The organism is Ancylobacter sp. TS-1, from assembly GCF_009223885.1.
Classification (GTDB): domain Bacteria; phylum Pseudomonadota; class Alphaproteobacteria; order Rhizobiales; family Xanthobacteraceae; genus Ancylobacter.
Genome location: NZ_CP045144.1, coordinates 3828907 through 3842182, shown reverse-complemented (window position 1 = coordinate 3842182; position 13276 = coordinate 3828907). Strand labels below are relative to the sequence as shown.

Below are 13276 nucleotides of genomic sequence, written 5' to 3'. Positions count from 1 at the left end.
GGTTTTGCGCGCGGGCCGTCGCGATCAGCCGGACGTGCCGACGAACAGCCGGGTGATGAGCATGCCGGCGGTGGCGGAAGCGGCGGTGAGCACCGTTCCCCAGGCGAGGTCGGCGATGGTGATCAGCGCCGGCCAGTCGCGCAGCGTCGCATGGTTGGTGAGGTCGTAGGTGCCGTAGGCGACGAGGCCGAGGAAGCCCCCCAGCATGAGCGCCGTGGTCCAGCGCCCGGAGCCGAGCGCGGGCTGCACGGCGAAGACGACGATGCCCGCCACATAGAGCAGATAGAACAGGATGGCCGGCGCGAGATTGAGCCCGTCGGCCATCAGGCCGCCGATCAGCGGCCGGTAGAGCCGGCTCGCCATGAGGCTGAGCCAGACGGCATCGATCGCGAGGAAGACGATGCCGGTCGAAACGTAGCTGATGAGGAACGCCATCGGTCCACCCTGGCTCAAGCCGTTGTCCCTGTCCTCTACGGACGCGGGCGGGCCATGGATCTGCGCGGGGCGCCACATTGGCGAAAAGCGTGCGCAGGCGGCAGCTCCCGACCCTGCCTGACGCATGCGCCTAAATCGCGCGCGCCGGCGACTTGGCACTGGCAAAGGCGAGGATTGTGAAGCACCTTGTCTGGAAGGTTTCCGAGAGTGCCGATCATGGCTCGCGCGGACCCGGCGGAATCGGTCCAGCGCCGGCCGCCGCGCCTTTGCCGACAGCATGCCGCCCGACGGGCCTCGCGCCCCTCCATCCTCACTCATGCAGCCTCGTTCACTCCGGGACCCGCCGTCCCGCTCGCCCCAGGAGCCGCATCGTGATACCCGGCCTTTCCATTGAAGCGCTGCTGACCTTCCATGTCGGCGTCAGCCTTGTCGGCATCGTTACCGGCCTCGTCGCCATGGCGGCGCTCGCGGGCGGACGCTGGTTGCGGGGCTGGCAGGCCGCCTTCCTCATCACCACCGCGCTGACCAGCCTCACCGGCTTCCTGTTCCCCTTCAGCGGGGTCACGCCGGCCTTCCTGTTCGGCGTGGTCTCGATGGCCCTGCTGGCGCTCGCCGCCGCCGCCCTGCCCTCCCGCGCCACACGCCGCATCGCCACCATCGTCTATGCGGTGACGGCGACGCTCGCGCTCTATCTCAATCTGGTTGTGCTGGTGGTGCAGTCGTTCCAGAAGCTGCCGGCATTGCAGCCGCTCGCGCCGACGCAGAGCGAGCCGCCCTTCCTCGTCGCCCAGCTCGTCGTGCTGGCGGTGGCGGTGATCATCGGCTTCCTCTCGGCCCGCCGGGGAAAGGTCGCCTGATCTCAGGGCGCCTTCTTCGTCACCAGGAAGGGGCCAATGGCGAGCGTGTCGAGGCCGGAATTCAGCAGCACGTGCACCGCGTCCTGCGGGCGATGGACCAGCGGCAGGCCGTGCAGGTTGAGCGAGGTGTTGAGCACCCCGCCGACGCCCGACAGCCGCTGGAATGTCATGAGCAGGTCCCAGTAGTCGGGATTGGCCTCGCGCGTCACCACCTGCGGCCGGCAGGTGCGGTCATAGGGATGGCTGCCCGCCTTCAGGTCGTTCCACCCCGCCTCCGTGGTGTCGAAGGACAGGATCATGTAGGGCGCGGCGACATGCTTGGGGTTGACCAGATAGTCGTCGGCGCGCTCGGCCAGCACCGAGGAGGCGAAGGGCATCCAGAAGTCACGGCTCTTCACCATCTCGTTGATGACGCGGATGACCTCAGGATTGCGGGGATCGGCGATGATGGCGCGGTTGCCGAGTGAGCGGGCGCCAAACTCCTCCGGTCCCGCGAAGCGCCCGATCACCCGTCCCTCGACCAGCAGCGCGGCCACCGCGTCGTTGATCGAGGCCGGCCGCTCGATGGCGATCTCATGCGCCGCCAGATGGGGCGCGAGGTCCGCCTCGATCGCCTCGGCGCTCCAGTCGGGGCCGAGATAGAAGGAGGAGATCGGCTTGACCGCCCCGCCGCCGCGCAGTTCGGCCTGCGCGAGATAGGCCGCGCCGAGCGCGTTGGTCTCGTCGCCGCAGGAGGGGAAGACGAAAAGCTCGTCGACCTCGTCGAGCTCCATGATCCGCTTGTTGGCCTTGACGTTCATGAAGACGCCGCCGGAAAGCGCGATCCGGCGCACGCCGGTCGCCTTCACGGCGCGGCGCACCAGCTCGCACAGCATTTCCTCGGTGAAGAGCTGGAGCCCGCCCATGATGGCGTCGAAGCGCTGCTCGAAGAACAGGGCCTCCAGCGTCGGCTGCATGTGCAGCGTGTGCGGCACGCCCGAGGTGCGGTGCCAGGTCGGCGCGCCGTCCGGCGCCCATGCGAACAGGCCGTGCAGGCGGTCGGCGATGCGGCGCGAGGCGCTGGGCGAGGCGTAGGGCGCCATGCCCATCAGCTTGTATTCGTGCTCGTTCGGCACCATCCCCATCATGTAGGTGACGACGCCGTACATGGTGCCGAAGGAATGGCTCCAGTCGGTGCTGAACAGGCGCTCGATGCGGTTGCCGCGCCCGAGGCTGACGGTCGAGCACAGTTCGTCGCCCGAGCCGTCCACCGTGATCAGCAGCATCGGTGCGTCGCGCTCGCCCTGCCCGTAATAGGCGGTGGCGGCGTGGCATTCGTGATGCTCGAAGGTGCGGATCGCCTCCGGCCGGAAGCCGAGACCGATAAAGGCCTCGCGCCGGCGCCGCTTCTTGTCGGCATGGACGAGAAGGCGCAGCGGCGTGTGCCGCAGCAGAGCGCGCACCCGGCCGGGAAGCTGGCCGCAGCGCCGGAAGAAGGCGATGCACTCCTCGCGGTCCATCGGCGGAATGGGCAGGTGCCCCGCCAGCGCGACGACCTCGACCTGATCGGGCTTCAGCCCGTGCCGGCCGAGCAGCCAGTCGATCGAGTGCGTGGGGATGCCGTGGTAGTTCTTGATGCGGCGGGGCCGCTCCTCCTGCAGCGCCTCCAGCGCCCCCTCCGGGGTGAGCAGGGCGGCGGCAGCATTGTGGGAGTCGGAAACGCCGAGAATTGTCATAGGGCCACTATATCGTTGGCGCCGACATGAAGGGGCCGGCCGGGATCAATGGCTGTCCAGCTGCGGGACGAACCACGTGCACGGCACATGGAATCGCCGACGGGCCGCACGACGACGCCCGCGTCGCCCGCCACCTGCTTTCATCCGACATTACCGGCAATTCGCCAACAATGTATGACCTCGTGCCGCCGGCTCACCGCCGCGCGGCACGTCCGATCAGACTGCGGAAGAATCCCTGCGGCACGACAGGGCGGCTGCCGCTGCGGATGGTGCGGGTGCCGAGCGAATCCGGCCGCACGCGGATGAGGTGGGCGGTGCCCGGCACCACCTTGTGGACCGCGCCATGGGCAACGGCCGCCATGTTCCACGCCCAGTCCTCATAGCCGCGCCCGGAGCGGAAGTCCGTGCTCGAGAAGCGAACCTCCCGGACCAGATCGGCCGGGGCGAAGCCGAGCGCGGTCCACTGGTTCTGCGCCGCCAGCGCCGCCACGTCGTAGTCGGGATCGTCCATGTCGCGATGGATGAAGACCTTCTCGACGCCGCCGAAATAGACGGACAGTTCCGGGTGCCAGACGCTGAGCCGGGGCTCCCGGGAGCCCCTGCGGAAGGCCTCGTACAGCCAGTCCCGGCCCCACAGGTCGTCGCCGTCGAGGAAGGAAATCCACCGTCCGCGCGCCGCCGCCGCCGCGCAGTTGCGCGCCTCCCCGAGATCGTCGACGTCGAGATCGAGCCGCCGCAGCGGGCCCTCCCGCGCAGCCTCGGCGACGACCTGCCGCGTGGCGTCGTCGGCGCTGTCCAGCACCACCACGATTTCGACCTCCACCCCGCGCGAGGCGGCATACACCGCCGCCGCCCGGGCGCTGGCCAGCGTGGGCCGGAGGATCGCGCCCTCGCGATGGGTGTTGATGACGGCGGTGATATCCAACGCAGAACGGTCCTTGGCAGAAACACGCATGCCGCGCGGGCATGCAGGGAAGGCGCAGGCGCGGCGGGATTTTAGACGGTCAGGCCCAGCCACCGCCTCACGATCTCCCACGCCTCGATGCCGTCGCGGCGCATCCGTACCCAGGCGCCGGGCCGCACGATCGTCACCCCGGCCATGATGGGGGGCGGGGTTTGGAGATAGTGCTGCCACAGCGTGTGGGTCGCCGGCGAGTCGATCAGGATCACCTGCCGGATTTCCAGCGCCCGCACGGCCAGCTCGGCGAATTCGAAACGTTCGGAAAGTGCCAGCCGTTCCAGCACGATCGGCGACGCCTGGGGCGACCGCGCGAGAGCACTGGCCCGGTTGCGCCGACCGCCGGAGACCAGATCGAGCACCAGCAGGCCCGGCGATGTGGCGTCGCCCGCCTCCAGGCCGGCCAGCCGCGCGCAGGCCGGCAGGCTGGCGGGCAGGCGCTCCCCGACAATCAGCCGGTCGGGCGGCACGGCAAGCTGGCCGACGAATGTGCACCACGCCGTGACGAACGCCCCGCCACGGGTGCTCGAATGGCTCGGCAGCGTGTCGGCCCGTCCGCTCAGGCCGGCGAGGGCCTGCGCCGTGCCCGTTTCCTCCTCTCCCACCACCATCGCCTGATCACGGGCAAGGGCGCGCACGGCATCCGGCGCGAAACCGCGCTGCGGCTGGAGGCCGAGCCACTTGCCCCGGCGCAGATAGTGCACGAGCGGATTGCGGCGGCTCGGGTGAGGGTCCGGATTGGTCGCGAGATACCAGTCGGCGTCGAAATGCGCGCTCGGGGCGGCGCCCTGCGGCCCGCCGACCTCAAGGAAATGTCCCAGCGGATCGTCCGCCGCCTCGGGATGCCGCGACAGATAGAAGGCGGGATCGAACAGACCGGAGGCGGCGACGAGCGCGCGATCCTCCGCCGCGCGCCGGGCGCGTTCCCGTTCGGGATCAAGGCGGGCAAGCCAGCGTGGCGCGGTCATCGGATTTCCGCCATGCGGAACCTTGGCGCGCACGGCGTCCCCTGGACGGACAGCCATCCCATCATGCCCGAGCACGCCTCATTCAACCACCCCCGCATCCGCCGGCCGGGTGCCATGGCACGCCGGGGGAGGCGCCACGCCCTCAGCCGGTGAACGGCACTTCCTGTTTCTCGAAGCGCTGCGCGCCGAAATCCTGCCGGTGGATGCAGAAGAACTGCCGCGCGATCTCGCCGACGAGGCGGGCGCGGGTGACATTGGATCCGGCGATGGTGCGGTCGATCCATTCGTCCGGCACGGTGAGGACCATTCCGGTCTCAAGCCGGCACAGGATCTTTCTCAGCTCATCCCCGTCCATGACGCTCCCCACTCCGGCCCGGCTGCGCGAAGCACCGTATAGGCCGGGGAGCGCCCTCGAATCCAGCCCCCGATGCGACGCAGGGCGAGGGGGAGAGCGCGCAGGTCCGGCAGCCACGCAGGCGGCCGCCGGACCCGTCGGTGTCGCGATCAGGCGAGGTCGAAGCGGTCGAGGTTCATCACCTTGGTCCACGCCGCCACGAAGTCGCTCACCAGCTTCTCGCCGGCATCGGCGCTGGCATAGACCTCGGCGAGGGCGCGCAGCACCGAGTTCGAGCCGAACACGAGGTCGGCGCGGGTGGCGGTCCACTTGGTCTCGCCGGACTTGCGGTCGAGGCCCTCATAGACGCCGTTGGCGCCCGGCACCGCCTTCCACTGCGTGCCCATGTCCAGCAGGTTGACGAAGACGTCGTTCGTCAGCGCGCCGGGACGGTCGGTCAGGATGCCGTGCGGCGAGCCGTCGGTGTTGATGTTGATCGCGCGCAGGCCGCCGACCAGCACCGTCATCTCCGGCGCGGTGAGGGTGAGAAGCTGCGCCTTGTCGATCAGCGCCGCCTCGGCCGACACACGCAGCGTGGGCTTCTGGTAGTTGCGGAAGCCGTCCGCCACCGGCTCCATGACCGAGAAGGCATGGATGTCGGTCTCGTCCTGCGAGGCGTCAGTGCGCCCCGGCGCGAACGGCACGGTGACATCATGGCCGCCGGCCCTGGCCGCCTGCTCGACGCCGGCATTGCCGGCGATGACGATCAGGTCGGCGAGCGACACCTGCTTGCCGCCGGTGGCGGACTGGTTGAACTCGGCGCGCACGCCCTCCAGCACGGCCAGCACCTTGGCGAGCTGCAGCGGCTGGTTGACCTCCCAGTCCTTCTGCGGGGCGAGCCGCACGCGCGCGCCATTGGCGCCGCCACGCTTGTCGCCGCCGCGGAAGGTCGAGGCCGAGGCCCAGGCGGTGCCGACCAGCTCGGAGACCGAAAGGCCGGTGGCGAGCACGCTCGCCTTGAGCGCGGCGACGTCCGCGTCGTTCACCAGCGGATGGTTCGCGGCCGGCACCACGTCCTGCCAGATCAGCTCTTCCTTCGGCACTTCCGGGCCGAGATAGCGCGAGCGCGGGCCGAGATCGCGGTGGGTCAGCTTGAACCAGGCGCGCGCGAAGGCCTCGGCGAAGGCCTGCGGGTTCTGCAGGAAGCGGCGCGAGATCTTCTCGTAGGCCGGGTCGAAGCGCAGCGACAGGTCCGTCGTCAGCATGGTGGGCTTGCGCTTCTTCGACGGGTCGTGGGCGTCGGGAATGACGGCCTCGGCGTCCTTCGCCTCCCACTGGATCGCGCCCGCCGGGCTGCGGGTCTGCACCCATTCGAACTTGAACAGGTTCTCGAAGAAGAAATTGCTCCACTGGGCGGGGGTCTGGGTCCAGGTGACCTCGAGCCCGCTGCCGATGGCATCGGCGCCATGGCCGGTGCCGTAGTCGCTGTGCCAGCCGAGGCCCTGCGCCTCGATGCCCGCGCCCTCGGGCTCGGGGCCCTTGTGGGATTCGGGCGCCGCGCCATGGGTCTTGCCGAAGGTGTGGCCGCCGCCGATCAGCGCGACCGTCTCCTCGTCATTCATCGCCATGCGGGCGAAGGTCTCGCGAATGAACGCCGCCGCCGACAGCGGATCGCCATTGGCGTTCGGGCCTTCCGGATTGACGTAGATGAGGCCCATCTCGGTGGCGCTGAGCGGGGCGTCGAACGTGTCGAGGGGACGATGCTTCAGCCAGCTCGTCTCCGGGCCCCAGTTCACGTCCTGGTCGGGCTCCCAGGTGTCCTCGCGTCCGGCGGCGAAGCCGAAGGTGCGGAAGCCCATCGTCTCCAGCGCGACGTTGCCGGTGAGGATCAGCAGGTCGGCCCAGGAGATCTTCTGGCCGTATTTCTGCTTGATCGGCCACAGCAGGCGGCGCGACTTGTCGATGTTCACATTGTCCGGCCAGCTGTTGAGCGGGGCGAAGCGCTGCTGGCCGCGGCCGCCGCCGCCGCGCCCGTCGGCGAGACGGTAGGTGCCGGCGGAGTGCCAGGACATGCGGACGAACTGCGGGCCGTAATGGCCGAAATCGGCCGGCCACCAGTCCTGCGAGTCGGTCATCAGCTTGCGCAGGTCGTTCTTCAGCGCCTCATAGTCGAGTTCGGAGAACGCCTCGCGATAGTTGAACGAGCCGCCCAGCGGATCGGACTTCGAGGAATGCTGGTTCAACAGGTCGACGCGCAGCGTCTCGGGCCACCAGTCGCTGTTCTGCCTGGGGCTGGCGCCATGGGCGACCGGGCATTTCGACACCGCGCCCTCGTCAGTCTTGTCGTTCATCATTCTCTCCGATCATCGCTGCGCGGAACGCGCCCTGTCTTCGGCTTGCCGGTTCGTGTGCACCCGCCTGCGCGCGGCCGGAAGGCGCGCGGGCTCCCAGCCTGGGTCGGCACCGTCTTAGCAAAGCTCTTTCATTATATTAATTCCGATTTTCTGATCGCCACGATAAGTTGAGATTATGACAAACCTGACACTCAAGCAGCTTCGCTATTTCGAGGCTCTGGCGCGCCACGGCCATTTCGGCCGCGCCGCCGAGGACTGCGCGATTTCGCAGCCGGCGCTGTCGATGCAGATCAAGGCGCTGGAGCAGGAACTGGGCGCCGAGCTGTTCGAGCGCGACCGCCGGCAGGTGCGGCTGACCAGCTTCGGCGAGGAGGTCATGCTGCGCGCGGCGGACATATTACGCGCGGTCGACGGCCTTGAGGATTATGCGCGCGCCTCGCGCGACGGCATGGTCGGCCGGTTGCGGATCGGCGTGATCCCGACCGTGGCGCCCTATCTGCTGCCGAACGTCATCGCCAGCCTCAAGCGCCTGCACAACGGGCTCGACATCCATGTGCGCGAGACGCTGACGCCCCGGCTGGTGCAGGAGCTTGGCGAGGGGCGGCTCGACATGGCCATCGTCGCCCTGCCGGTGCACGAGCCCTCGCTGACCGAGACGCCGCTGTTCACCGAGAATTTCCTGCTGGTGCGCCCGCGCGAGGACGAGGGCAAGCCCCCGCCCAACCCGGACGCCCTGCGGGAGATGCGCCTCCTGCTGCTGGAGGAAGGCCACTGCTTCCGCGAACAGGCGCTTTCCTTCTGCAACAAGAGCCCCCCTGCCCTGCCCCCGCGCGACCTGCTGGACGCCAGCTCGCTGTCGACGCTGGTGCAGATGGTCGACGCCGGCATGGGGGTGACGCTGATTCCCGAAATGGCGGTGGCGGTCGAGACCCGTTCCGCCTCGGTTTCGGTGGTGCGCTTCCGCGATCCCCAGCCCTCGCGCACCATCGGCATGGTCTGGCGCAAGACCAACCCGCTCGCCCGGCAGTTCGCCGCGATCTCCGGCGCCGTCCGCGAGAGCGCGCTGGCGACCCGGTAATGTCCCCGCGTCAGACCGCGATGCGTCCGGTGGCCAGCCCGTAGACGGCGAGCACCGCGCCGGCCGCCGCCATCGCGAACAGCACCCGCTCCGGCCCCGTGAACACCCGGTGCCCGCGCTCCTTCTGGGCGATCGCGAACAGGATCGTTCCCGGCGCGTAGATCACCAGCGACAGCAACAGGAAGTACACGCCGCCGGCGAAGACGAGCCAGGTCGCGTAGAAGGTGGCGATGCCGGCGCGCACCAGATCCACACGCCGCTCGCGCGCCTGCCCCTCATAGGTCTCGCCGCGCCAGGCGAGCGTGAGCGCATAGGCCGCCGTCAGCAGGTACGGCAGCAGGATCATCGACGAGGTGAGCTTGAGCGCCAGCAGGAAGGCCTGCTCGGCGAACAGCGTCAGGATCAGGAAGCACTGGACGAGGATGTTGGTCATCCACAGTGCGGCCGCCGGCACGCCGTTGCGGTTCTCGGTGGCGAGGAAGGCCGGCATGCTCTCCATCTTCGCCGCCGAGTACAGCACCTCGGCCGCCAGCAGCGACCAGGAGAGATAGGCGCCGAGCACCGAGACGATCAGCCCGGCGCTGATGAACAGCGCCCCCCACGGCCCGACCACCGCCCGCAGCACCCCGGCCATGGACGGGTTGCGCAGTTCCGCCAGTTCCGGCCGCAGCAGCACGCCATAGGAAAGCATCGTCACCAGCACGAGCAGGCACAGCACGCCGAGGAAGCCGAGCAGGGTCGCAAGGCCGACATCCGAGCGCTTGCGGGCATAGCGCGAATAGACGCTGGCGCCCTCGATGCCGACGAAGACGAACACCGTCACCAGCATGGTGCCGCGCACCTGCGTGAACAGCCCGGCCGCCTCCAGCCCCGGCCCGCCGTAGAAATTCGCCGCGAAGATGTCGGCCTTGAAGCCGAACCCCACGAAGACGAGGAAGAGCAGGATCGGGATGATCTTGGCGACGGTGACGACGGTGTTGATGAACGCCGCCTCCTTCACCCCGCGCAGGATCATGAAGTGAAAGGCCCAGACGCCGACGGAGGACAGCGCCACCGCCAGCACGGTGTTGCCGTCGCCGAGGGCGGGAAACAGCGCGCCCCAGGTCGACTTGACCAGCACCCAGTAGGACACGTTGCCGAGGCAGCAGACGGTCCAGTAGCCCAGCGCCGAGAGGAAGCCGGGATAGTTGCCGAAGCCGGCCTTGGCATAGGCATAGACGCCCGCGTCGAGATCGGGCCGGCGGCGCGAGAGCGTCTGGAAGACATAGGCCAGCATCAGCATGCCGCCGCCGGCGATCCCCCAGGCGATCAGCGCGCCGAGGCCGCCGGTGACGCGGCCGAAGGTCTGCGGCAGCGAGAAGATGCCGGCCCCGACCATGGAGCCGACCACCATGGCGGTGAGCGTGGGCAGGGAGAAGGTCTGCCGGGTGGGTTCGGTCATCGTGTCACCTGAAACAGCCACGCGGCGAGCATTCCTCTCCCCGTCGGGGAGAGGTGGCCCGCGAAGCGGGTCGGTGAGGGGGCTAGGCGATTGCGGCGCCGTGAAGTCCCCTCACCCCAACCCTCTCCCCGACGGGGAGAGGGAGTTTGCCGCTCATCTCAGAAATCCACCGCGTCGCGGATGATCGGGCAGGTCATGCAATGGCCGCCGCCGCGCCCGCGCCCAAGCTCGGACCCGTCGATGGTGATGACCTCGATGCCCGCCTTGCGCAGCAGCGTGTTGGCGTAGGTGTTGCGGTCATAGGCGAAGACCACGCCCGGCGAGGCGCAGACGAGGTTGGCGCCGGAATCCCACTGCGTGCGCTCGCGGGTGTAGTCGTTGCCGCCGGTCTCGACGACGCGCAGCTCCTTGAGGCCGAGCGCCTCGCGCACCGTCTCGACGAGCCCCTTGTCCTTGGAAAGCTCGACGCCGCCCTTGCCGTCCGGGCGGTAGGAGAAGCACTCGATCTTGTCGACGATGTCGGGGTAGAGCAGCACGCAGTCGCGGTCGGCGAAGGTGAACACCGTGTCGAGATGCATCGCCGCGCGCAGCTTGGGCATGGCGGCGATGATCACGCGCTCGGCCGCCCCCTGCGCGAACAGCGCCCCGGCAAGCTGGCTGATCGCCTGCCGCGAGGTGCGCTCGCTCATGCCGATCAGCACGTTGCCCTTGCCGATCGGCATCACGTCGCCGCCTTCCAGCGTGGCGAGGCCCCAATCCTGCGTCGGGTCGCCCCACCACACATTCACCTTGCCGGCGAAGTCGGGATGGAACTTGTAGATCGAGGTGGTGAGGATGGTCTCCTCGTGCCGCGCCGGCCAGTAGAGCGGGTTCAGCGTGACGCCGCCATAGATCCAGCAGGTGGTGTCGCGGGTGTAGAGCGTGTTCGGCAGCGGCGGCAGCAGGTACTCGTTCACGCCCGCAGCGTCGCGGATGAGTTCCAGCGTGGTGCCGCCGATGGTCTCGGGGAACTCGAAGGTGGACAGGCCGCCGATCAGCGTCTCGGCCAGCGCCCGGTTGGGCAGCCCGTCGAGATAGGCGCGCACCTCGTCGACGAAGCCGAGGCCGACCTTGTTCGGCACGACCTGGTTGTCGAGGATCCACTTGCGCGCCTCGGGGATCGCCACCGTTTCGGTGAGGAGATTGTGCATCTCCACCACCTCGATGCCGCGCTCGCGCATCTTGTTGATGAAGTCGAAATGGTCGCGCTTGGCGACGTCGACCCACAGCACGTCGTCGAACAGCAGCGCGTCGCAATTGCTCGGGGTCAGGCGCTGATGCGCGCGGCCGGGCGCGCAGACCATGACCTTGCGCAGCTGGCCGACCTCGGAATGCACGCCGAAACTGGTACCCATGATCAGGCTCCCGTTACTTTTCTTCTCAAGGGGTGATGGTGCCGCTCACGAGGCCGTAGGCGCCCACGGCGCCTGCCACCAGCGTGACGGCGAAGATGATCAGCTCGACCGACGTGAACAGCCGCGCCTTCTGCTCGCGCCGCGCCCACACGTACAGGATGGTGCCCGGCACGAAGAGTACGGCCACGAGGAGCACGTATTTCAGGCCGGCGGCGACGAACATGAACAGCGTGTAGACGACCGCGATCCAGCCGAAGATCTGGTCGCGGCCACGCTCATGCGGCGTCATCTCGTAGCCGACGCCGCTGCGCGCCAGCAGCACGCCATAGCCGGCGACCAGCAGATAGGGCAGCAGCGCGGTCACGCTGGTCATGTCGAGCATGAAGTTGAAGGCGTCGCGCGACCAGTAGGTCGAGATCACGAAGAGCGAGACGACGATATTGGTCATCCACAGCGCGTTGGCCGGCACGCGGTTGCCGTTCTGCGCCGCGAACAGCTTCGGCATGTCCTGCGATTTGGCGGCGGCGAACAGCACTTCGGCGCAGATCAGCGACCAGGCGAGATAGGCGCCGAGCACCGACACCAGCACGCCGATGGAGATGAACACCGCGCCCCAATGGCCGACGACCAGTTCCAGCGCGCCGGCCAGCGAGGGGTTGGCGACGCCGGCGATGTCCGCCCGCGGCGCGGTGGCGAAGGGCAGCAGCGTGACGGCGACCATCAGGCCGGTGACGGCGACGAAGCCGAGAATGGTGGCCGAACCGACATCCGAGCGCTTCGTGGCGAAGCGGGAATAGACGCTGGCGCCCTCGATGCCGAGGAACACGAACACCGTGATCAGCATGGTGTCGCGCACCTGCGCCACCAGCGTCTTCTCCGGCATGCCCACGCCGCCGAAGAAATTCTCCGAGAACTGCGTGTAGTTGAAGAAGAACACGAAGGCGAGGACCGCCACGATCAGCGGCACGATCTTGGCGATGGTGACGACCGTGTTGATGAAGGTCGCCTGCTCGACGCCGCGCAGGATCATGAAGTGGAAGGCCCAGATGCCGACGAGCGACACGATGATCGCGGTGGCGCTGCTGCCGTCGCCGAATATCTCCGGGAAGAAGCGCCCGAGCGTCGAGCCGATCAGCACCCAGTAGAACACGTTGCCGAGGCAGCTGCCGAGCCAGTAGCCGAACGCCGAGAGGAAGCCCATGTAGTCGCCGAAGCCAGCCTTGGCATAGGCGAACACGCCGGAATCGATGTCCGGCCGCTTCTCGGCGAGCGCCTGGAAGACGCGGGCCAGCATGTACATGCCGGTGCCGGCGATCAGCCAGGCGATGATGGCGCCAAAGGGCCCGGTCGCGGTGGCGAAACGACCGGGCAGGTTGAAGATGCCCGCCCCGACCATCGAGCCGACGACCATCGCGGTGAGCGAGAAGAGGGAGAGTTTGCCGGCCGGCTTGTCAGCCATGGTGCGCCTCACGGGGGGTCATGTTTTGGGGCAAGGATATCTGATCGGGCAAGCCTTCGATCCGCCAAATCGACGCGACACGAGGATTATTGGCACGAAAACTCGAATAATTGTTCGTAGCAACCCGCATATTTTCTCGTTTCATTGCTGCACTTGCGGCATTGATGTTCGCAACTGCACATAAAACGGTATTTAAATAACACAAAGATCAGTCCGATCTCCTGCGCACGACTTGCAACCCGGAGCGCATGGCACCCCTGGATCGAGGGTGTCGGTCACGCGT

Annotated in this window: 11 protein-coding genes; 2 read left to right on the top strand and 9 right to left on the bottom strand. The window is 68.2% G+C overall.

Translation table 11 applies throughout. The features are described from left to right. Positions 1-24: 24 nt before the first annotated feature. Positions 25-435, bottom strand: a complete 411-nt coding sequence (locus GBB76_RS18040) for a DUF2177 family protein (RefSeq protein ID WP_152304585.1) — start codon at positions 433-435, stop codon at positions 25-27. Between the two features lie 371 nt (positions 436-806). Between GBB76_RS18040 and GBB76_RS18035 the strand changes: the two genes are divergently transcribed. Continuing rightward, positions 807-1292: a hypothetical protein gene (locus GBB76_RS18035; RefSeq protein ID WP_152304584.1), complete on the top strand. Its 486-nt coding sequence runs from the start codon at positions 807-809 to the stop codon at positions 1290-1292. Positions 1293-1294: 2 nt separating this feature from the next. Here GBB76_RS18035 and GBB76_RS18030 read toward each other — a convergent pair whose 3' ends face one another. The 5 genes from GBB76_RS18030 to katG form a co-directional block, all read right to left on the bottom strand. Then, a complete protein-coding gene (locus GBB76_RS18030; RefSeq protein ID WP_152304583.1) occupies positions 1295-3007 on the bottom strand; it encodes a carbamoyltransferase C-terminal domain-containing protein in 1713 nt (570 codons plus the stop codon). Between the two features lie 193 nt (positions 3008-3200). Next, complete coding sequence (locus GBB76_RS18025) at positions 3201-3932, bottom strand: glycosyltransferase family A protein (RefSeq protein ID WP_162375652.1); 732 nt, start codon at positions 3930-3932, stop codon at positions 3201-3203. A gap of 71 nt (positions 3933-4003) precedes the next feature. Further along, a complete protein-coding gene (locus GBB76_RS18020; RefSeq protein WP_152304581.1) occupies positions 4004-4933 on the bottom strand; it encodes a hypothetical protein in 930 nt (309 codons plus the stop codon). Between the two features lie 142 nt (positions 4934-5075). After that, a complete protein-coding gene (locus tag GBB76_RS18015; RefSeq protein WP_152304580.1) occupies positions 5076-5288 on the bottom strand; it encodes a hypothetical protein in 213 nt (70 codons plus the stop codon). Positions 5289-5437: 149 nt separating this feature from the next. After that, positions 5438-7618, bottom strand: a complete 2181-nt coding sequence (gene katG, locus GBB76_RS18010) for a catalase/peroxidase HPI (protein WP_152304579.1) — start codon at positions 7616-7618, stop codon at positions 5438-5440. 178 nt (positions 7619-7796) lie between these two features. Here katG and GBB76_RS18005 point away from each other — a divergent pair, with 178 nt between their 5' ends. Further along, positions 7797-8699 (top strand): hydrogen peroxide-inducible genes activator, encoded by a 903-nt coding sequence (locus tag GBB76_RS18005; protein ID WP_152304578.1) that lies wholly within the window; start codon positions 7797-7799, stop codon positions 8697-8699. 10 nt (positions 8700-8709) lie between these two features. Here GBB76_RS18005 and GBB76_RS18000 read toward each other — a convergent pair whose 3' ends face one another. From GBB76_RS18000 to GBB76_RS17990, 3 genes are all read right to left on the bottom strand, one after another. Continuing rightward, positions 8710-10140, bottom strand: coding sequence for a basic amino acid/polyamine antiporter (locus GBB76_RS18000; protein WP_152304577.1), 1431 nt, complete (start codon positions 10138-10140; stop codon positions 8710-8712). 158 nt (positions 10141-10298) lie between these two features. Next, complete coding sequence (locus tag GBB76_RS17995; protein ID WP_152304576.1) at positions 10299-11534, bottom strand: arginine deiminase; 1236 nt, start codon at positions 11532-11534, stop codon at positions 10299-10301. A 25-nt stretch (positions 11535-11559) separates the two neighbouring features. Beyond that, positions 11560-12993 (bottom strand): basic amino acid/polyamine antiporter, encoded by a 1434-nt coding sequence (locus GBB76_RS17990; protein ID WP_152304575.1) that lies wholly within the window; start codon positions 12991-12993, stop codon positions 11560-11562. Positions 12994-13276 lie beyond the last annotated feature (283 nt).

Bases quoted from the DNA above. Each gene is read 5' to 3' on its own strand.
- GBB76_RS18040 (WP_152304585.1), bottom strand. From the start codon at position 435: ATGGCGTTCCTCATCAGCTACGTTTCGACCGGCATCGTCTTCCTCGCG.
- GBB76_RS18030 (WP_152304583.1), bottom strand. From the start codon at position 3,007: ATGACAATTCTCGGCGTTTCCGACTCCCACAATGCTGCCGCCGCCCTG.
- GBB76_RS18020 (WP_152304581.1), bottom strand. From the start codon at position 4,933: ATGACCGCGCCACGCTGGCTTGCCCGCCTTGATCCCGAACGGGAACGC.
- GBB76_RS18015 (WP_152304580.1), bottom strand. From the start codon at position 5,288: ATGGACGGGGATGAGCTGAGAAAGATCCTGTGCCGGCTTGAGACCGGA.
- katG (WP_152304579.1), bottom strand. From the start codon at position 7,618: ATGAACGACAAGACTGACGAGGGCGCGGTGTCGAAATGCCCGGTCGCC.
- GBB76_RS18005 (WP_152304578.1), top strand. From the start codon at position 7,797: ATGACAAACCTGACACTCAAGCAGCTTCGCTATTTCGAGGCTCTGGCG.
- GBB76_RS18000 (WP_152304577.1), bottom strand. From the start codon at position 10,140: ATGACCGAACCCACCCGGCAGACCTTCTCCCTGCCCACGCTCACCGCC.
- GBB76_RS17995 (WP_152304576.1), bottom strand. From the start codon at position 11,534: ATGGGTACCAGTTTCGGCGTGCATTCCGAGGTCGGCCAGCTGCGCAAG.
- GBB76_RS17990 (WP_152304575.1), bottom strand. From the start codon at position 12,993: ATGGCTGACAAGCCGGCCGGCAAACTCTCCCTCTTCTCGCTCACCGCG.